18 protein-coding genes and 1 tRNA gene are annotated in these 17,738 nt (G+C 67.1%); 15 read left to right on the forward strand and 4 right to left on the reverse strand.

Annotated elements, in window-relative coordinates:
• The first annotated feature begins 23 nt into the window (after nucleotides 1–23).
• The 9 genes from AT699_RS09165 to AT699_RS09205 all read left to right on the forward strand — a co-directional run bounded on the left by AT699_RS09165 (nucleotide 24) and on the right by AT699_RS09205 (nucleotide 8,158).
• Nucleotides 24–704 (forward strand): Fe2+-dependent dioxygenase, encoded by a 681-nt coding sequence (locus AT699_RS09165; RefSeq protein WP_006388510.1) that lies wholly within the window; start codon nucleotides 24–26, stop codon nucleotides 702–704.
• 411 nt (nucleotides 705–1,115) lie between these two features.
• Nucleotides 1,116–1,388: an HU family DNA-binding protein gene (locus AT699_RS09170; protein ID WP_003812968.1), complete on the forward strand. Its 273-nt coding sequence runs from the start codon at nucleotides 1,116–1,118 to the stop codon at nucleotides 1,386–1,388.
• A 147-nt stretch (nucleotides 1,389–1,535) separates the two neighbouring features.
• Nucleotides 1,536–1,611 (forward strand) — tRNA-Val (locus tag AT699_RS09175).
• A gap of 415 nt (nucleotides 1,612–2,026) precedes the next feature.
• Nucleotides 2,027–2,824 (forward strand): energy transducer TonB, encoded by a 798-nt coding sequence (locus AT699_RS09180; RefSeq protein ID WP_038503127.1) that lies wholly within the window; start codon nucleotides 2,027–2,029, stop codon nucleotides 2,822–2,824.
• Between the two features lies 1 nt (nucleotide 2,825).
• Nucleotides 2,826–3,815, forward strand: a complete 990-nt coding sequence (locus tag AT699_RS09185) for a MotA/TolQ/ExbB proton channel family protein (RefSeq protein ID WP_024068288.1) — start codon at nucleotides 2,826–2,828, stop codon at nucleotides 3,813–3,815.
• A complete protein-coding gene (locus tag AT699_RS09190; protein WP_006388514.1) occupies nucleotides 3,815–4,294 on the forward strand; it encodes an ExbD/TolR family protein in 480 nt (159 codons plus the stop codon). Before AT699_RS09185 ends, AT699_RS09190 begins: the two co-directional genes overlap by 1 nt.
• 65 nt (nucleotides 4,295–4,359) lie before the next feature.
• Nucleotides 4,360–5,031: a response regulator transcription factor gene (locus AT699_RS09195; RefSeq protein WP_024068289.1), complete on the forward strand. Its 672-nt coding sequence runs from the start codon at nucleotides 4,360–4,362 to the stop codon at nucleotides 5,029–5,031.
• Nucleotides 5,032–5,117: 86 nt separating this feature from the next.
• Nucleotides 5,118–6,233: a sensor histidine kinase gene (locus AT699_RS09200; protein WP_006388515.1), complete on the forward strand. Its 1,116-nt coding sequence runs from the start codon at nucleotides 5,118–5,120 to the stop codon at nucleotides 6,231–6,233.
• Nucleotides 6,230–8,158 carry a potassium transporter Kup gene (locus AT699_RS09205; protein WP_006388516.1) on the forward strand — a complete coding sequence of 643 codons (1,929 nt, stop codon included), beginning with the start codon at nucleotides 6,230–6,232 and terminating at the stop codon, nucleotides 8,156–8,158. The genes AT699_RS09200 and AT699_RS09205 overlap by 4 nt, the downstream gene beginning before the upstream one ends.
• Before the next feature lie 414 nt (nucleotides 8,159–8,572).
• Here AT699_RS09205 and argG read toward each other — a convergent pair whose 3' ends face one another.
• Complete coding sequence (argG, locus tag AT699_RS09210) at nucleotides 8,573–9,913, reverse strand: argininosuccinate synthase (RefSeq protein ID WP_006388517.1); 1,341 nt, start codon at nucleotides 9,911–9,913, stop codon at nucleotides 8,573–8,575.
• 122 nt (nucleotides 9,914–10,035) lie between these two features.
• On the reverse strand, nucleotides 10,036–10,965 hold the full coding sequence (locus AT699_RS09215; protein WP_024068290.1) for a LysR substrate-binding domain-containing protein: 930 nt from the start codon (nucleotides 10,963–10,965) through the stop codon (nucleotides 10,036–10,038).
• Between the two features lie 127 nt (nucleotides 10,966–11,092).
• Here AT699_RS09215 and AT699_RS09220 point away from each other — a divergent pair, with 127 nt between their 5' ends.
• Genes AT699_RS09220 through AT699_RS09240 form a run of 5 tightly spaced genes read left to right on the forward strand, consistent with a single transcriptional unit; the run spans nucleotide 11,093 to nucleotide 14,994 of the window.
• Nucleotides 11,093–11,959: an amidohydrolase family protein gene (locus AT699_RS09220; RefSeq protein ID WP_024068291.1), complete on the forward strand. Its 867-nt coding sequence runs from the start codon at nucleotides 11,093–11,095 to the stop codon at nucleotides 11,957–11,959.
• Between the two features lie 58 nt (nucleotides 11,960–12,017).
• Complete coding sequence (locus tag AT699_RS09225; protein WP_020924426.1) at nucleotides 12,018–12,974, forward strand: Bug family tripartite tricarboxylate transporter substrate binding protein; 957 nt, start codon at nucleotides 12,018–12,020, stop codon at nucleotides 12,972–12,974.
• 2 nt (nucleotides 12,975–12,976) lie between these two features.
• A complete protein-coding gene (locus tag AT699_RS09230; RefSeq protein ID WP_024068292.1) occupies nucleotides 12,977–13,507 on the forward strand; it encodes a carboxymuconolactone decarboxylase family protein in 531 nt (176 codons plus the stop codon).
• A gap of 12 nt (nucleotides 13,508–13,519) precedes the next feature.
• Nucleotides 13,520–14,083 carry a DUF4286 family protein gene (locus AT699_RS09235; protein ID WP_024068293.1) on the forward strand — a complete coding sequence of 188 codons (564 nt, stop codon included), beginning with the start codon at nucleotides 13,520–13,522 and terminating at the stop codon, nucleotides 14,081–14,083.
• Nucleotides 14,084–14,106: 23 nt separating this feature from the next.
• On the forward strand, nucleotides 14,107–14,994 hold the full coding sequence (locus AT699_RS09240; protein WP_081247879.1) for an alpha/beta fold hydrolase: 888 nt from the start codon (nucleotides 14,107–14,109) through the stop codon (nucleotides 14,992–14,994).
• A gap of 67 nt (nucleotides 14,995–15,061) precedes the next feature.
• On the opposite strand, the gene argF is transcribed toward AT699_RS09240, so the two are convergent.
• Both argF and AT699_RS09250 read right to left on the reverse strand, forming a co-directional pair.
• Nucleotides 15,062–16,003 (reverse strand): ornithine carbamoyltransferase, encoded by a 942-nt coding sequence (gene argF, locus AT699_RS09245; protein WP_026382721.1) that lies wholly within the window; start codon nucleotides 16,001–16,003, stop codon nucleotides 15,062–15,064.
• Between the two features lie 56 nt (nucleotides 16,004–16,059).
• Nucleotides 16,060–17,241, reverse strand: coding sequence for an aspartate aminotransferase family protein (locus AT699_RS09250; RefSeq protein WP_024068295.1), 1,182 nt, complete (start codon nucleotides 17,239–17,241; stop codon nucleotides 16,060–16,062).
• 145 nt (nucleotides 17,242–17,386) lie between these two features.
• On the opposite strand from AT699_RS09250, the gene AT699_RS09255 reads away from it, so the two are divergent.
• Nucleotides 17,387–17,677 (forward strand): DUF3579 domain-containing protein, encoded by a 291-nt coding sequence (locus AT699_RS09255; RefSeq protein WP_006388526.1) that lies wholly within the window; start codon nucleotides 17,387–17,389, stop codon nucleotides 17,675–17,677.
• The last annotated feature ends 61 nt before the right edge of the window (nucleotides 17,678–17,738 follow it).

Here is a 17,738-nt window from a genome sequence, read left to right on the forward strand (position 1 = left end):
CGCCGCAACCCGGGCAGGAACCCATGCTTATACAGATCGCCGAAGTTTTCACTGCCGACGAGGCCGCCGCCATCCGCCATCGCCTCGAGGCCGCCGACTGGGTGGATGGCAAGGTCACGGCGGGCTACCAGTCCGCCGAGGTCAAGCACAATCGCCAATTGCCGGAGCAGCATCCGCTGGCGCAGGAACTCGGCAGCCTGATCCTGCAGCGCCTGGCGGGCAACAACCTGTTCATGTCCGCCGCCCTGCCGCGCAAGATCTTCCCGCCGCTGTTCAACCGCTACGAAGGCGGCGAGGCTTTCGGCTACCACGTCGACAACGCCGTGCGCGGCATTGCCGGCAGCGGCGAACGCGTGCGCACGGACCTGTCCGCCACGCTGTTCTTTTCCGAGCCTGATTCCTACGACGGCGGCGAACTGGTCGTCGACGATACCTACGGCCCGCGCAGCGTGAAGCTGCCGGCCGGGCACATGGTGCTGTATCCGGGAACCAGCCTGCACAAGGTCAATCCCGTGACGCGCGGCGCCCGGATCAGTTCGTTCTTCTGGATGCAAAGCCTGGTGCGCGAAGACAGCCAGCGCGCCTTGCTGCTCGACATGGACGTGGCCATCCAGCGTTTGAACCAGGACGCGGCGGGGCATCCGTCGATCATCCAGCTGACCGGCATCTATCACAACCTGCTGCGCCGCTGGGTGGATGTCTGAGCGTGATTCGAGGCGCCTTCGAGGCGCGCTCGACGCGCATTTGGAACGCATTTGGAACGCATTCGGAACATCACTTGGCGTTGTCGCGCAAACCCCGAAATGCGTGTTTTTGTTTATTGCGAAAAGGCCTAAAAGCTAGTATTGGTGCGGCTTGTGGTGAGGTTTTCGCTTGACAGCCGCTCTACGCCAAGGCCTAATACACGTCTGCGTCGCTGACGGTTCTGGAGCTGCAAAGCCCTTGAAACCCAGGCGGCGCAGCAGTTTAAAAGTTGTGCTTTGCAGCGCAAGAAAAAGTTTATCCACTAGTCTGTTCGTCGTTTGTCGGGTCTTCGCGTCAAGTCGTGGCGTCCAACATGACAGCCATGAACTGCACTCCCGGCAGACTCCATACCTTGTGAGGGGTACACCTGAATGAACAAAACCGAACTCATCGATCACATTGCCAGCAAGGCCGATATCTCCAAGGCTGCCGCCGGTCGTTCGCTTGACGCCCTGATCGGTGCCGTCAAGACCACCCTGAAGAAGGGCGGTACGGTCACGCTGGTGGGCTTCGGCACGTTTGCCGTGTCGGCTCGCGCCGCTCGTACCGGCCGCAACCCGCGCACCGGCGAAACCATCAAGATCAAGAAGGCCAAGGTGCCGAAGTTCCGTCCGGGCAAGGCCCTGAAGGACGCCGTCAACTGATCGACGGCCAGGCAGATTGCACGGGCACGGCACCCGTTGATTTGCCGACAGGTACGCGGTCCGGTATACTCCGGCCCGCGTATTGCTTTTGAGTACCCCGGCCAGCGATTTTCCGCGTGACGTTCGCGGCAGATTCGACACCAAGACGGGTGCTTAGCTCAGTTGGTAGAGCGGCGCCCTTACAAGGCGTAGGTCACAGGTTCGACCCCTGTAGCACCCACCATCAGCAAGCCGAAACAGAAACCCGCACACGGTACCGTGGCGGGTTTTTTGTTTTTGCGCTTGTCGTGCGCATGTAGGGGGGCGTCTGGGCAGGCTTGCGGACGCGAGCCATGTGGATGCGCACTGGGGATGCGCACTGTGGATGCGCCGTGTGGATGCGGTGCGCGCAGGCTCCGTGGCGCAGGCGCTGGCGAAAGAGCGCGTGGTGTGTGTTCGTTCCTGTGCGGGTTGTGGGCTTGTTTGCGCGCGCGCAGGGTTGGCGGTGCATCTGGGTGTTACGCTATTGCAGACGAAATATGACGTGCGAATCATTCGCATTTAAGATATGATGTTTGGCTTGTACCGGTCAGCCGGCGCGCGTCCGTGGCGCGCGTTTTCCTGGCTGGCCAGATAAGTTAATGCACCCTGGCTGATTCATGCCTAGCTTTCAACGTGGTTTGAACACTTCACCGCCGTCTTCCCTTGGTATACGCGTAGGCGCTGGCCTGGCGGTCGTTGCGCTACACGCCGCAGTGGTCTATGCCATTTACCTGGCTCCCGAGAACCGTCCTGAACTGGAGGAACCCGAGGCCATCATGGTGAGTGTGGTGGATGCTCCCACTCCCCAGATCGCCAAAGCCGACCCCACGCCGGAAGTGCCGCAACCGGTGACCGAAACGCCGCCCGAACCACAGCCCGAGATCGAGCCCGAACCCGAGCCGGATCCGAAGGTGGAGCCCGAACCGGAGCCCGAACCCGAACCGGTGGTCGAAAAACCGCCGATGCCGGCCCCCAAGCCGAAGCCCAAGCCGAAACCCAAGCCCCAGCCCAAGCAGGAAGTCAAACCCGAGCCCAAGCCCGAGACGCCGCCCGTCGAAACGCCGCCCACCGGTACCCCCGACGGCGCGCAGACCACGCAGGCGCCGCGCCAAGGTCCGCCGCCCGACCAGATCCTGCAGGAAACCCAGATCGAATACCTGGGGGCGCGGCCCATGCCCAACTACCCGATGGCATCGCGCCGCATGCGGGAAGAGGGCCGGGTGGTGGTGCTGGTGGAAATCAATACCCAGGGACTGGTCGAGCGGGCCACCGTCGATTCGTCCTCGGGCTTCCCCAGGCTGGACGAGTCGGCATTGGCCGCCGCGCGCAAGGCCCGCATGAAACCCTATAGCCGCAATGGCGTGGCTTATCCCGCCAAAGCAAAGATTCCGTTCGATTTCGTAATGAGGAACTGAGATGTCCAACGCAATGCACAGCGCCACCCTGGTGGCGCAGGCGGCCACCAGCCCGGCAGCGGCTCCGGCGGCCGCGGCACCCGCCGCCGCCGCTGCGGCGCCCGCCGCCCAGCAAGCCGCCACCGCGGCCGGCGGCATCGTCCAGCAGGCCACCGGCGCCGTCCAGCAATCCGCGGAGGCGCTGCACAGCGCCGCCGCCGCGCTGCCCGCGGCCGCGCCGGTGCCGGCACCGGCGCCGGTCCCCGACATGGGCTTCCTGCACTTCGTCGCGCAGAGCGACTTCGTCGGCAAGACCCTGTTCATCATCCTGATCCTGATGTCGCTGGTGACCTGGTACCTGATCCTGGTCAAGGTCGGCAGCAACATCAGCATGCGCCGCCGCTCGGCCGACTTCCTGAACAAGTTCTGGAACTCCAGCTCGCTGGAACAGGTCGAGCACGAAATCACCACGCACGGGGCGCGTGATCCGTTCTCGCACCTGGCCAGCCACGCCATGCATGCCCAGGCGCATCACAACAAGTTCGGCGCCACCAAGCTGGAAGAAGCCGGCTCGAACGGCGATTTCGTCACCCGCACCATGCGCAAGGTGATCGACGAGGAAACCGCCAAGCTCGAAAACGGCCTGACGGTGCTGGCCTCGGTGGGCTCGACCGCGCCGTTCGTCGGCCTGTTCGGCACCGTGTGGGGCGTGTACCATGCGCTGGTCGGTATCGGCCTGTCCGATGGCGTCACCATCAACCGCATCGCCGGTCCGGTGGGCGAGGCCCTGATCATGACCGGCCTGGGTCTGGCGGTCGCCATTCCGGCGGTGCTGGCCTACAACACCTTCGTGCGCAACAACCGCGTCTACCTGTCGCGCCTGGATGCCTTTGCGCACGACCTGTTCGCCTTCCTGACGACCGGCCAGCAAGTGGCCCTGTCGGACAGCAAGGTGCGCGCCCTGCGCCGCCAGCACGGTAACGGCGCCGCGGTTCAACGCGGGAGCGAATAATGGCTTTTGGCAGCTTCGAGGGCAAGGGATCCGGGAGCCATACGGTTTCCGAGATCAACATGGTGCCGTTGATCGACGTCATGCTGGTGCTGCTGGTGATCTTCATCATCACGGCGCCGTTGCTGGCCCACTCGATCAAGATCAACATGCCCCAGGTGGCCGCCGAGCAGATCGAGGAAGAACCCAAGACCGTGGATCTGGCCATCGATGCCGGCGGCGCGCTGTTCTGGGACGAAAAGCCGGTCAATATCGACGACCTGCCGAACCGCTTCAAGTCGATCGCCGGCACCAAGCCGCAACCCGAGATCCGCATCCGCGCCGACCAGAATACCCGCTACGAGACCCTGGCCAAGGTCATGGCTTCGGCGCGCCGGTCGGGCATGACGCGCATCGGCTTCGTCACCACGCCGCCCTCGGGCGCGCCGGCGGGGGAGGCCCCGGCAGCAGGCGGAGCCGCCCCGGCACCGTCCGCCCGTTGAACGATTCCCGGCAGCGGGGCGCATTTCGCGCCCCGTTTTTTCCGGGATCGCGCTAGAATCGCGGCATGCGAGTTCTGGTAATCGAAGACGACACCACCCTGGGCCATGCGCTCCAGGAATTTCTGGCCGACCAGGGTTATGCGGTCGACTGGCTCACCGACGGCGACCGGGTTCTGGGCGCGCTGGCAGGCCAGCCGTATGACCTGATGCTGCTCGACCTCAACCTGCCGGGCATGAGCGGCCTGGACGTGCTGCGTCAACTGCGCCAGGACGGCAACCAGGTGCCGGTGCTGATCCTGACGGCCCGTGATGGCATCGAGGACCGCGTCGCCGGCCTGGATGCCGGCGCCGATGACTACGTCACCAAGCCTTTCGAACTGCCCGAGCTGGCCGCCCGGGTGCGCGCCTTCGGCCGCCGCCGCGCGGGGCAGGCGCAGCCTTTGATCGAAGTCGGGCCGCTGGTGTTCGACACCGTCGGCCGCGAAGTCCGCGCCAATGGCCAGCGCCTGTCGCTGTCGGTGCGCGAGCTGTCCGTGCTGGAAATGCTGATGGCCCGCGTGGGCCGCGTGGTCACCAAGCGCCAGATCGTGAATTCCCTGTCCGCCTGGGATGCCGATTTCAGCGAAAACGCAGTGGAAGTCTACGTATACCGCCTGCGCAAGCGCCTGGAAGGCACCGGCGCCAGCATCCAGACCGTGCGTGGCTTCGGCTACATGCTGGATGTGGAAACGGCCTGACGGCCTCCCTGGCCGCCTGGCGCCGGCTGGCGTAGCCGGCCCGCGGCGGCCGGAATCCCTGCCCGCCTAAGCGAGGGCACCGCGTCATGACGCTAGAACGCACTCCTCCCGCTCCTACGGCCTCGCGCCCCTTGCTCCCCTCCCGTTCGCTCGCGCGGCATCTGGTCATCCGGCTGATGCCGCCCATCCTGCTGCTGGTGCTGCTGGACCTGGCCGCCACCTGGGTCATCACCCACAAGATCGACATGTCCCTCTGGATGCTGGAGGACTTTTTCTGGCTGATGGTGGTGGGGCAGGTGGCGTTGATCGGCCTGTTCACCTGGGTCGTGGTGCAGGGTGTGCGCTCCGGCCTGCGCTCGGTCAACCACCTGTCCGAGGAAATCCGCCAGCGTTCCATCGACGACATGCAGCCACTGGAAGTGGTCGGCGTGCCGGTCGAGATCGAACCGCTGGTCACGCATACCAACGACCTGCTGCTGCGGCTCGATGCTTCGCTGGCGGCGCAGCGGCGCTTCATCGGCCACGCCGCGCACCAGTTGCGCACGCCCCTGTCGGGGCTGCGCCTGGAATCAGAACTGATGCTGGCCCGGCCCCTGCCCGACGATGTGCGGGCGCGCGCCGAGCGCATCAAGGCGGTCAGTGATCGCATGATCCGCCTGGGCCAGCAACTGCTGGTGCTGGCGCGGGCCGACCCCAACGCCCGGCCGCAGGACAGCTTCGTGCGCATCGACCTGTGCGAATGGGTGCGGGCGCACGGCGCGGAGTGGTTTCCGCGGGTGCGCGAGGCGCGCTATGAGCTGGACCTGGTGGCCCCGGATGCGCCGATCTGGATCGACGCCGATCCGTTGTTGCTGGCCGAGTTGCTGGGCAACCTGATCGACAATGCGCTGCGCTACGGCAACGCCACCGGCCGGATCACCTTGATCGTGGGCGCCAACCCGCCTTCGTTGACGGTCGAGGACGATGGCCCAGGCATTCCTCCCGAAGAACGCGACCGCGTCTTCGAGGCGTTCTATCGTTCCCCGTCGGCCAGCGCCGGCGGTTCGGGCCTGGGATTGGCCATTGTGCGCGAGATCGCGCACGCCCACGGCGCCTGGTGGAAGCTCACCAGCCGCCCGGATTTTTCCGGAACGCGGCTTTCGGTCGTGTTTCCCGGCCCTCGCAAGGGGGCTCAACTCACTCGGCAAGAACCCACATCATGAGCCAGGGCTCGGTCAGCGTTCCTCCCTCGTCCAACGGCCACGCCGCCGGCGGGCATGCACCTTCGTCGCGCGCGGCTCTCGTCCTGGGGGCGCTGGGCGTGGTGTATGGCGATATCGGCACCAGTCCGCTGTACACGCTGCGCGCGTGCCTCACCGGGCTGAGCGTGCACACCGACCTGGAGCCGGCCCACTTGCTGGGTGTGCTGTCCATCCTGTTCTGGATGTTGATGGTGGTGGTGTCGTTCAAGTACGTGACGCTGGTGCTGCGCGCCGACAACCGCGGTGAAGGCGGCACGCTGGCCCTGCTGGAGCTGGCGGTGCGCAGCCGCGAGGGCAAGCTGCGCTGGGTATTGATCGTGCTGGGCATTTTCGGCGCGGCGCTGTTCTATGGCGACAGCATGATCACGCCGGCGATCTCGGTGCTGTCGGCGCTGGAGGGGATCGGCATCGTGTCGCACACGCTGGATGCGTGGGTGGTGCCGTTGGCGCTGGTGGTGCTGGTGGCGCTGTTTGCGATCCAGTCGCACGGCACGGGCGCCATGGGCAAGCTGTTCGGGCCGGTGATGCTGCTGTGGTTCGGCACGCTGGCGGCGCTGGGCGCCTGGCAGGTGTGGCAGACGCCCGAGGTGCTGGCGGCGCTCAATCCGATGTGGGGCCTGCGCTTCATCGTCGAATTCCCGTGGATCAGTTTCGTGCTGCTGGGCGCGGTGGTGCTGGCGCTGACCGGCGCCGAGGCGCTGTATGCCGACATGGGCCATTTCGGCCGCCCGGCCATCCGCAGCGCCTGGTTCAGCATGGTGCTGCCGGCGTTGACGTTGTGCTATTTCGGCCAGGGCGCGCTGTTGTTGCGCGACCCCAGCGCGATCCGCAATCCTTTCTTCATGATGGCGCCGGAGTGGGGCCTGGCGCCGCTGGTGGCGCTGGCGACGGTGGCCACCATCGTGGCGTCGCAGGCGGTGATCTCGGGCGCTTACTCGGTGACGCGCCAGGCGGTGCAGCTGGGGTTCTGGCCGCGCATGCAGATCCTGCACACGTCGGCGGTGGAGAAGGGCCAGATCTACCTGCCGCAGGTCAATGCGCTGCTGCTGTGCGCGGTGCTTGTGCTGGTGCTGCTGTTCCGCAATTCCGACAACCTGGCGGCGGCCTACGGTTTCGCAGTGACGGGGACGATGCTGACGACGTCGGTGTTGGCGTTCGCGGTGCTGCCGCGGGGTACGACGGGCGCCAAGCGCATGCTGTGGTTCGTGGTGCTGGGCCTGCTGCTGTTGTTCGATGTGCTGCTGTTCTCGGCCAACGTCTTCAAGATCCACGAAGGCGGCTGGCTGCCGCTGGTGGTGGCGATCGTGGTGTTCACGCTGATGATGACCTGGCGCCGCGGCCGTCGGCTGCTGTCCGACATGCAGCAGCGCGACCGCCAGCCGCTCAAGGAATTCATGGAGCAGCTGGAGGCCTATCCGCCGTCGCGGGTGCCGGGCACGGCGATCTTCATGACGATGAATTCGGGCAATGTGCCGCCGGCGCTGCTGCATAACCTGAAGCACAACAAGGTGCTGCATGACCATGTGCTGTTCCTGACGATCCGGGTGGCCGACGTGCCCTATGTGTCCGAGGACGAGCGCTTCACGGTGCAGAAGATGAGCGCGTCGAGCTGGGCGGCGACGATCAACTACGGTTTCAAGGAAGATCCGGACGTGCCGGAGGCGCTGCGGCTGGTGGCGGAGGCGTATCCGGAGCTGGATCTGGAGCCGATGCGCACGTCTTACTTCCTGTCGCGGCAGACGGTGGTGGCGGCCAGGAAGCCGGCCTTGTGGCGGTGGCGGCGGGCGGTGTTCTCGTTCATGGCGCGCAATTCGACGCGGAGCACGAAGTTTTTCAAGATTCCGGCGAATCGGGTTGTGGAGATGGGGATGCAGGTCGAACTTTAGGCCTGGGGGTTGAGTTCTTGAGGCGCCCGCCGGGTTGGCGTTGCGGGGGCGCGGGGCTACGATTGCGGTCCGGAGCGTTCGCTCCGGACTGCCCCTTTCTCATCCTCGTCCTCGCCTTCGGCGACTCCTTCGGATTCCGTCGGGCGCATCTACACGCCCCGCACCCCCGCAACGCCAACCCGGCGGGCTGCAATGTCTGCATCTTGGCGGACTTTGGGGCGGGCGGTTTGCTTGACGTTCTTGCCCATGGTTTATTGAAGTGAGAAGGATCTTTCGGGGTCGCCAAAAGGAGGCCGCGCGGGCGGCCACCTTTTGGCATTTGGGCGGTGGGGCGGGACGGCTCGCGTTGTGTGGCGTGTTGAACAAAAAAAGCCCCTCGGTGTTGCCGAGGGGCTTTTTGTTGGGCGGGAAGAATTACTTCTTCTTGGCCTCGTCCTTCAGTTGCGGCAGCGAGGTGCCGGAGGCGGAGAGCAGGCCGGTCTTCGTGTAGGTGAACAGCTTGGCGCGGGTGTCGACGATGTCGAGGTTGCGCATGGTCAGCTGGCCGATGCGGTCGGCGGGGGTGAAGGGGGCGTTCTCGACCTTTTCCATCGACAGGCGCTCGGGGGCGTAGGTCAGGTTGGGCGATTCGGTGTTCAGCAGCGAGTAGTCGTTGCCGCGGCGCAGTTCGATGGTGACTTCGCCGGTGATGGCGCGGGCGACCCAGCGCTGGGCGGTTTCGCGCAGCATGATGGCTTGCGGGTCGAACCAGCGGCCCTGGTACAGCAGGCGACCCAGCTTGCGGCCGCTTTCGCGGTACTGCTCGATGGTGTCTTCGTTGTGGATGCCGGTGACCAGGCGTTCGTAGGCGATGAACAGCAGGGCCAGGCCCGGGGCTTCGTAGATGCCGCGGCTCTTGGCTTCGATGATGCGGTTTTCGATCTGGTCGCTCATGCCCAGGCCGTGGCGGCCGCCGATGCGGTTGGCTTCGAGCATCAGTTCGACCGGGTCGCTGTATTCCACGCCGTTCAGGGCGACCGGCTGGCCTTCCTCGAAGCGGACGGTGACTTCCTCGGCCTTGACGGCGACGTCGTCGCGCCAGAACGCCACGCCCATGATGGGCTTGACGATGCGGATGCCGGAGTTCAGGTGTTCCAGGTCCTTGGCTTCGTGGGTGGCGCCGAGCAGGTTGGAGTCGGTGGAGTAGGCCTTTTCCGCCGACATCTTGTAGTCGAAGCCGGCCTGGCGCATGTACTCGGACATTTCCGAGCGGCCGCCGAGTTGGTCGATGAACTGCTGGTCGAGCCAGGGCTTGTAGATCTTCAGGTCCGGGTTGGTCAGCAGGCCGTAGCGGTAGAAGCGCTCGATGTCGTTGCCCTTGAAGGTGCTGCCGTCGCCCCAGATGTTGACGTTGTCTTCCTTCATGGCGGCCACCAGCATGGTGCCGGTGACGGCGCGGCCGATGGGCGTGGTGTTGAAGTAGGTGATGCCGGCGGTCGAGATGTGGAAGGCGCCAGCCTGCAGGGCGGCGATGCCTTCGGCCACGAGCTGCGCGCGGCAGTCGATCAGGCGGGCGTTCTCGGCGCCGTAGGCCATGGCCTTGCGCGGGATCTCGTCGTAGTCGGATTCGTCGGGCTGGCCCAGGTTCGCGGTGTAGGCGTAGGGGATGGCGCCGTTGTTGCGCATCCAGAGCAGCGCGGCGCTGGTGTCGAGGCCGCCGGAAAAGGCGATGCCGACCTTCTGGCCGGTGGGAAGGTTCGGGAGGATAGTGGTCATTGTTTGAGGTGAGACGCCAACGGGACTTTGACAGCAACGAGCCGCCAAACAAGAAATCTGCCTGCCATTTTAACGCGTTTGGGCGGTCCGGGCAGGGGGCCGGGCAGGGGACCGGGCTGGGGTCAGGGCAGGGGGTGGGCAGGCGGGGCGGCCGGCTCGAACAGCGCCGCCAGGTTCAACTGGCGGATCAGGTCGCCGGTGGCGCTGGCCAGGCGGGTGGCGGGGCGGTGGCGGGCGCTGGCGAGCACCAGGTTGTTGGTGATGCGGGGCGCTTCAATCTCGCTGAGCGACAGCGCGTGCTCGGCCGCCGGGCCCCGCGCGGCCGACCGCGGCAGGATGGCGTAGGCGTCGCCCTGGGCGGCCAGTTCCACGATGGTCTGCACCGCGTCGACCTCGGCCGCGACCTGCAGCCGTACCCCCTGGGCGCGGCAGATGCTCTCGACCAGGGTGCGGATGGCGTTGGGCAGGCTCGGCAGGACCAGGGGATATGCGCCGAGGCCGGCCACCGCGATGCGGGCGGGCAGCGGCGGCTGGTGGTCGGCGGCGGCCACCAGCACCAGATTCTCACGGAACAGCGATTCATAGCCCAGTTGCGGCGAAGGCGCGGGGTCGTACAGCAGCGCCAGGTCGACCCGTCCAGCCAGCAGCCATTCGCGCATCTGCGCGCTCAGCCCTTCGGCCACGGCGATCGATGCATCGGGAAAGCGGCGCCGGAACGCCTGCACCAGCGGCGGCGTCAGCACCCGCGCGATGCGGGGCGGCAGGCCGACCACCACCTTGCCCGTCGGGGTTTCGCGCAGGGTCTGCAGGTCCTGCTTGGCGCGGTCGGCCAGCGCCAGCAGGGCGCGGGCATGCTCCAGGAAACGCAATCCTGCCTCGGTCGGTTCGGCGCCGCGGCCGTTGCGGTAGAGCAGGTGCTGGCCCAGTTCGAGTTCCAGCAGGCGCACCTGGCGGCTTAGGGTGGGCTGGGCCACGTCGAGCAGTTCGGCCGCGCGCGAGAAACTGCGGCGTTCGGCGACGCGCACGAAATACTCGATTTGCTTGAGGTCCATGGTGGGGCCGGGAGGCGGGAAAGGGTGTATGGATATTTGTATTTTCTATATCTGAAATCAAAGATATAGCATTGTTAAGCGGCTCGCAATCGATGAGCATGGCGTTTTGCCCGCAGGAACCCGCCCCGTGCCCGATTGTCGTCCCCCGCTAGCCACGCCTTCCCGTCCCCGCCATGCGCTGCCGGCCGGGGCCTGCGATACGCATTGCCACGTCTTCGGCCCCGCCGATGTGTTTCCGTATGCCGAGGGGCGCTCTTACACCCCGCCCGACGCGCCCTACGCCAGGATGGCAGCCCTGCATGCGCACCTTGGCGTGCAGCGCGCCGTGGTGGTGCAGGCCAACTGCCATGGCAGCGACCACGCCGCGCTGCTGGACGCGCTGGCGCAGAGCCAGGGCCGCTACCGCGGCGTGGCGCTGCTGGGCGCGGACGCCACGCCGGCCAGCGTGCGCCGATTGCACGAGGGCGGGGTGCGCGGCGCGCGCTTCAACTTCGTGCCGCACCTGGGCGGCGCGCCCGATCCGGCGGTGTTCGACCACGTCATCGGGCTGATCGCGCCGCTGGGCTGGCACGTCTGCCTGCACCTGGACGGAGCCATGCTGCCGGAGCTGCTGCCGCGCCTGCGGGCGCTGCCGGTGCCGTTCGTGATCGACCACATGGGCCGCGTCAAGGCCGCCGAAGGCTTGGGCGCGCCGGCGTTCCGCGCGCTGCTGGACCTGGCGCGCGAGCCGCGCGCCTGGGTCAAGGTGTCCGGGATCGACCGCATCGCCTCGGGCAAGCGCCCCTTTGCCGAAGGCATTCCGTTCGTGCGCGCCCTGGTGCAGGCGCTGCCGGAACGCACGTTGTGGGGCACGGATTGGCCGCATCCGAACGTGGCGGGCGATATGCCCGACGACGGCGAGCTGGCCGACGCTTTTTTCCTGGCCTGCCCGGACGCCGAGACGCGCCGGCAGGTCCTGGTGGACAACCCGGCGCGTCTCTACGGATTTCCGTAGCCGCGCCATCGCCTGCTGCCAGGCGACAAGAAAACACGATATCCCGAGGAGACAATCCATGTTCAAGAAACTCGTATTCGCCGGCCTGCTGGGCCTGGCCAGCCTGGGCGCCACGGCGCACGCCGATGGCCCGGTGCGCCTGATCATCGCCTTCCCGCCCGGTGGCCCGGTGGACCTGGTGGGCCGCGTGCTGGCCGAACAACTGGGCAAGGAACTCAAGCAGTCCGTCATCGTCGAGAACAAGGCGGGCGCCAACGGCAACATCGCCGCGGCCTACGTGGCCAAGGCGCCGGCCGACGGTTCGGTGCTGTTCCTGACCAGCGTTGGCGCGGTCTCCATCAGCCCGGCCTTGTACAAGGACCTGCCGTATGACCCGGTGCGCGACTTTGCGCCGGTGTCGCGCGTGGTCAACAACGCCACCGTGTTCGTGGTGAATCCGGCCAATCCGGCGACCGACGCGGCGGATTTCGTCAAGCGTTCGCAGGCGGCTTCGCAATCGGTGGCCATCGGTTCGTCGGGCATCGGCAGCATTCCGCATCTGACGCTGGAAATGTTCGCCGACGCCAGCAAGGCCAAGGTGCTGCACGTGCCGTACAAGGGCGCGGCGCCCGTCATCAACGATGTGCTCGGCAACCAGGTGGCTGGCTTCTTCGGCGACGTGCCGGGCCTGATCGGCCACATCCAGGGCGGCAAGCTCAAGCCGCTGGGCATCGCCGCGCCGACGCGCCATCCGCTGCTGCCGGACGTCAAGACGCTGGCCGAGCAGGGCATCAGCGGCGTCGAGTCGAACAACTGGTACGGCATCGTTGCGCCCGCCGCCACGCCGCCGGCCACGGTCGAGAAACTGAACCAGGCCCTGCGCGCCGCGCTGGGCAATGAAGCGGTGCGCGCCAAGCTGGAGAAGTTCGGCGCCCAGGCCGCGCCCAGCTCGCCGCAGGAGCTGGCGGCGCTGATCGCCGCCGACCGCGAAAAGTGGGGTTCGCTGATCCAACGCAAGAACATTCGTCCGGAGTGAGCATGAGCGATTGCCGAGTCTCGCCGGTCGTGCCGGGCACGCGCCCGGCCCTGGCAGAAATGGAAGCGCGCATCGCGGCCGCGCGCGGCCGTATCTCGCCGCTGTACCAGGTGCTGCTGAACAGTCCCGCCGTGGTGCAGGGGTGGGAGGCGATGCTGACCGCGATCCGCCTGAATACGTCGCTGTCGCCGCGGGTGCGCGAACTGATCATCCTGCGCGTGGCGACGCTGAACAATGCGCCCTACGAGTTCGATGCGCACGTGCCGCATGCGCTGGCTGCCGGCATGCCGCAGGCGGTGGTCGACCAGTTGCGCGGCGGCCCCCAGGCGGACACGGTGGCCGGGCTGGAGGCGGACGAGGCCGACGTGCTGGCCCTGACGGATGCCATGACCCGCGACATCGAGGTGCCGGACGCGCTGTTCGCGCCGCTGCGTTCGCGCTACAACGATCAGGAACTGGTCGAACTGGCCGCGACGGTAGCCGCCTACAACATGGTGTCGCGCTTCCTGGTGGCGCTGCGCGTCGGGCACTGAAAGGAGCTTTGCATGGACAAGACGGTATTGCTGGTGTCGCTGGGCGAGCGTTTCGACGCGACGCGCGCGGCCGATATGGCGCAACGCCTGACCGAAGGGCTGGACGGTGTGCGGCTGCGCGCCTTCGCCGCGATCGAGGAGGACGAGACCTACGTATATGTCGACGGCGATGCCGGTGGCCAGCCGGAAGTGCAGGCGCGCCTGGCCGAACTGTTCCCCGGGGCGCAGGCGCGCGTGCTGCACCGGACCCTGGACCTGGCCGGCGCCTCGGCCGGCTTGGATGCGCCCTGGCACTACATCGTCGAGACCGACGTGCTGCCCGAGGCCGAGGCGGACCTGAATGCCTGGTACGACCAGGAACACCTGCCGGGGCTGGCCGCGGTGCCCGGCACCGTGCGCGCGCAGCGCTATGAATGCCGCGACCAGGGGCCGCGCTACCTGGCCTGCTATGACCTGGAGACGCGCGAGACCTTCGGCAGCCCGCCGTGGCTGGCGGTGCGCGCCACCGACTGGAGCAGCCGGGTGCGGCCGTCGTTTCGCAACACGCGCCGCACCATGTTCCAGAAGATTCTTTGACACAGAAGAACGAGGAGACAACGATGGGCAAGCGATGGGCGAGGATTGTGCTGTGGGGCGCGTTGAGCGCGGCGGGGGTATCGGTGGCCGCGCAGGCCGCGCCGACGCCTGCCGCGGTGACGCCTGCGGACAAGGTCGAGCGCGTGACGGTGCTGCCGGGCAACGGCGCCCGTATCGAGGTGCTGGTGCAGGGCCAGGGCCCGGCCCTGGTGCTGCTGCCATCGCGCGGCCGCGGCCAGGAGGATTTCGACGACCTCGCGGCGCGGCTGGCGCAGGCTGGCTACCGCGTGCTGCGGCCCGAGCCGCGCGGCATCGGCGGCAGCAGCGGACCGATGAAGGACATCACGCTGCATGACTTCGGCAACGACATGGCGGCGGTGATCCGCGACGTGGCCAAGCAGCCGGTGGTGATGATCGGGCACGCCTTCGGCAACTGGGTGGCGCGCACCACGGGCGTGGACCATCCCGACCTGGTGCGCGGCGTGGTGATCGTGGCGGCGGCGGCCAAGAAGTATCCCGCCGGCCTGAGCGAGCACGTCGACCGCAGCGCCGACCTGTCGCTGCCCGACGCCGAGCGCCTCAAGTCCATCCAGTACGCGTTCTTCGCGCCGGGCCATGACGCCAGCGTCTGGCTCAACGGCTGGTACCCCCAGGTCAGCGAAAGCCAGCGCCTGGCCGGCAAGGCCACGCGCCAGTCGGACTGGTGGTCGGGCGGCAGCAAGCCGCTGCTCGATCTGCAGGCGGGCGCCGACCTGTTCAAGCCGGAATCGACCCGCAACGAGATCCGCGACGAATTCGGCGAGCGCGTGTCGGTGGTGGTGATCCCGGGCGCCGGCCACGCGCTGGTGCCGGAAGCGCCGCAGGCGGTGGTCGACGCCATCGTGCGCCGGGAAAAGTCGCTCAAGCCCTGAATGCCGCGCCTGGCGCGGATAAAAAAAAAGCAGCCCCACGGGGCTGCTTTTTTCACGGGCGCGCTGCTTACTTGAGCTGGCCCAGCAGCAGGAACTCCATCAGCGCCTTCTGCACGTGCAGGCGGTTCTCGGCCTCATCCCAGACCACGCTCTGCGGGCCGTCGATGACTTCGCCGGTGACTTCCTCGCCGCGATGGGCGGGCAGGCAGTGCATGAACACGGCCTGGGGATCGGCGGCGGCCATCATCTCGGCGTCCACGCACCAGTCGGCGAAGGCGGCGCGGCGCTCTTCGTTCTCGGCCTCGTAGCCCATGCTGGTCCAGACGTCGGTGGTGACCAGGTGCGCCCCCTGGCAGGCCTGCATCGGGTCCTTGAACTGGCGCAGCACCTTGTCGGACGGCGAACCGATGCGGGCGGCTTCGAGCTCGTAGCCGGCCGGGGTCGACACGTGCAGCGTGAAGCCCAGCATCTCGGCGGCCTGCAGCCAGGTGTAGGCCATGTTGTTGGCGTCGCCGACCCAGGCGACCGTCTTGCCGGCGATGGGGCCGCGGTGCTCGATGTAGGTGAAGATGTCCGCCAGGATCTGGCAGGGGTGGAATTCGTTGGTCAGGCCGTTGATCACGGGCACGCGCGAGTGCGAGGCGAAGCGCTCGATGCGGGTCTGCTCGAACGTGCGGATCATGACGATGTCGACCATGCGCGAGATGACGCGCGCGGTGTCCTCGATGGGCTCGGAGCGGCCCAGCTGGGAATCATTGGAGGTCAGGTTGATGACCGAGCCGCCCATCTGGTACATGCCGGCCTCGAACGAGACGCGGGTACGGGTGCTGGCTTTTTCGAACACCATCGCCAGCGTGCGGTCGTGCAGCGGCATGTGGGGTTCGTAGCGCTTGAATTTTTCCTTGATCAGCCGCGCGCGGTCCAGCACGTAGGCGATCTCGGCGGACGAGAAGTCCTTGAACTGCAGAAAGTGCCGCAAGGGGCCGTTTTGAGTCGTGGGAGGAGTCATGGTGATGTCGCAGGTCATTGGGCCCGGACGGGCTCGTGGCCCGGGCGGGAGGTTGATTATGGATGTTCGGCCTGGAACTGTCGAATCAGCGACGCCAGGATGCCGACGATCTGGTCGGCTTCGGCGCGCGACAGGACCAGCGGCGGCAGCAGGCGGATGACGCGGTCGCGGGTGACGTTGATCAAAAGACCCGCTTCCAGGGCACGCAACGCCAGCACGCCGCAGGGACGGGTCAGTTCGATGCCCAGCATCAGGCCGCGGCCGCGCACCTCGACCACGCCGGGCACGCCGGCCAGTTCGGCGGCCAGCCGCGCCTGCAGGTGTCCGCCCACGTCGTGGGCATTGGCCAGCAGGTTTTCCGATTCCAGCGCGTCCAGCACCGCCAGGCCGGCCGCGCAGACCAGCGGGCCGCCGCCGAAGGTGGTGCCATGGCTGCCGGGGGTGAACACGCCCGCCGCGGGGCCGGCGGCCAGCATCGCGCCGATCGGCACGCCGCCGGCCAGGCCCTTGGCCAGGGTCATGACGTCCGGCACGATGTCGGCCCACTGGTGGGCGAACCACTTGCCGGTGCGGCCGATGCCCGACTGGACCTCGTCGATCATCAGCAGCCAGCCGCGCTCGGTGCACAGTTGTCGTACCTCTCGAAGGAAGGCGGCATCGGAGGGACGGATGCCGCCTTCGCCCTGCAGGGCTTCGAGCAGCACGGCGGCCACGCGCGGCTCGGCGTCGCCGGCGGCGCGGATCGCGGCGGCATCGTTGTACGGCACCTGGATGAAGCCCGAGGGCAGGGGCTCGAAGCCCTTGCGCGCCTTGTCGCTGCCGGTGGCGGCCAGCGTGGCCAGGGTGCGCCCGTGCCAGGACGAGTCCATGGTGATGATGTGGGCGTGGCTGTTGCCGTGCCGGTAGGCGTAGTAGCGCGCCAGCTTGATGGCGGCTTCGTTGGCCTCGGAGCCGCTGTTGTTGAAGACCACGTCGCGCATGCCGGACAGCCGCGCCAGGCGCGCGGCCAGCTCGGTCTGCTGCGGGACTTCGTAGATATTGGAGGTGTGGATGACGCGCGCGGCCTGCTCGCTGATGGCCGCGACCAGCCGGGGATGGGCGTGGCCCAGACAGGAGACGCCGATGCCCGCCAGCGCGTCCAGGTACTTGCGGCCCTGCGCGTCCCACAGCCAGACACCCTGGCCGTGGGTGAACGATACCGGCAGCCGGGCATAGATGTTGGCCAGAGGCGAGGTCATCGCGGGTCCTCCTGGGCTTTTCCCCTGGGCGGATCGCCTTTCGGGACAGGGCAAAGGATCAATCATATACAATTCGCGGCGCGGGGCGCAGTTTGATCACGCCGACGATCCGGCTTCGTGAAGGGCGTTCCGTAGTGAAGAATCCATGGCAACTCGCGTCAGACAATTCGTAATTCATGGCGTTACCGAAAGCGGTAGCCGCTTTCGCCCCAGCGATTGGGCGGAACGGCTCGCCGGCGTAATGGCACAGTTCCGGCCCGCCGGCTGTGCCGGTAACCACCTCACCTACTCGCCCTACGTGCTGCCCGTCGTCATCGACGGCGTGCGTGGCATCGTGGTCGACCAGCGCTTGCGCGATCTCGAACCGCTGGCGTACAAGTTCGTGGTGGATTTCGCCCGCGACAACCACCTCAAGACGGAAGAACGCGAAATCTAGGCTTGCCGAAACCACAAAGCGCCCGAATCGGGCGCTTTGTCTTTCAGGCTTGCTACAGGCC

Source organism: Achromobacter xylosoxidans, assembly GCF_001457475.1.
In the GTDB taxonomy this organism is placed as follows: Bacteria; Pseudomonadota; Gammaproteobacteria; order Burkholderiales; family Burkholderiaceae_B; genus Achromobacter; species Achromobacter xylosoxidans.

What these genes read in the sequence shown, in the direction of transcription:
- AT699_RS09195 (WP_024068289.1), top strand. Translation starts at nt 4,360, where the DNA reads ATGCGAGTTCTGGTAATCGAAGACGACACCACCCTGGGCCATGCGCTC.
- AT699_RS09190 (WP_006388514.1), top strand. Translation starts at nt 3,815, where the DNA reads ATGGCTTTTGGCAGCTTCGAGGGCAAGGGATCCGGGAGCCATACGGTT.
- AT699_RS09250 (WP_024068295.1), bottom strand. Translation starts at nt 17,241, where the DNA reads ATGACCTCGCCTCTGGCCAACATCTATGCCCGGCTGCCGGTATCGTTC.
- AT699_RS09215 (WP_024068290.1), bottom strand. Translation starts at nt 10,965, where the DNA reads ATGGACCTCAAGCAAATCGAGTATTTCGTGCGCGTCGCCGAACGCCGC.
- AT699_RS09170 (WP_003812968.1), top strand. Translation starts at nt 1,116, where the DNA reads ATGAACAAAACCGAACTCATCGATCACATTGCCAGCAAGGCCGATATC.
- AT699_RS09225 (WP_020924426.1), top strand. Translation starts at nt 12,018, where the DNA reads ATGTTCAAGAAACTCGTATTCGCCGGCCTGCTGGGCCTGGCCAGCCTG.
- AT699_RS09230 (WP_024068292.1), top strand. Translation starts at nt 12,977, where the DNA reads ATGAGCGATTGCCGAGTCTCGCCGGTCGTGCCGGGCACGCGCCCGGCC.
- AT699_RS09165 (WP_006388510.1), top strand. Translation starts at nt 24, where the DNA reads ATGCTTATACAGATCGCCGAAGTTTTCACTGCCGACGAGGCCGCCGCC.
- AT699_RS09255 (WP_006388526.1), top strand. Translation starts at nt 17,387, where the DNA reads ATGGCAACTCGCGTCAGACAATTCGTAATTCATGGCGTTACCGAAAGC.
- argG (WP_006388517.1), bottom strand. Translation starts at nt 9,913, where the DNA reads ATGACCACTATCCTCCCGAACCTTCCCACCGGCCAGAAGGTCGGCATC.
- AT699_RS09200 (WP_006388515.1), top strand. Translation starts at nt 5,118, where the DNA reads ATGACGCTAGAACGCACTCCTCCCGCTCCTACGGCCTCGCGCCCCTTG.
- AT699_RS09205 (WP_006388516.1), top strand. Translation starts at nt 6,230, where the DNA reads ATGAGCCAGGGCTCGGTCAGCGTTCCTCCCTCGTCCAACGGCCACGCC.
- AT699_RS09240 (WP_081247879.1), top strand. Translation starts at nt 14,107, where the DNA reads ATGGGCAAGCGATGGGCGAGGATTGTGCTGTGGGGCGCGTTGAGCGCG.
- AT699_RS09235 (WP_024068293.1), top strand. Translation starts at nt 13,520, where the DNA reads ATGGACAAGACGGTATTGCTGGTGTCGCTGGGCGAGCGTTTCGACGCG.
- argF (WP_026382721.1), bottom strand. Translation starts at nt 16,003, where the DNA reads ATGACTCCTCCCACGACTCAAAACGGCCCCTTGCGGCACTTTCTGCAG.
- AT699_RS09185 (WP_024068288.1), top strand. Translation starts at nt 2,826, where the DNA reads ATGTCCAACGCAATGCACAGCGCCACCCTGGTGGCGCAGGCGGCCACC.
- AT699_RS09180 (WP_038503127.1), top strand. Translation starts at nt 2,027, where the DNA reads ATGCCTAGCTTTCAACGTGGTTTGAACACTTCACCGCCGTCTTCCCTT.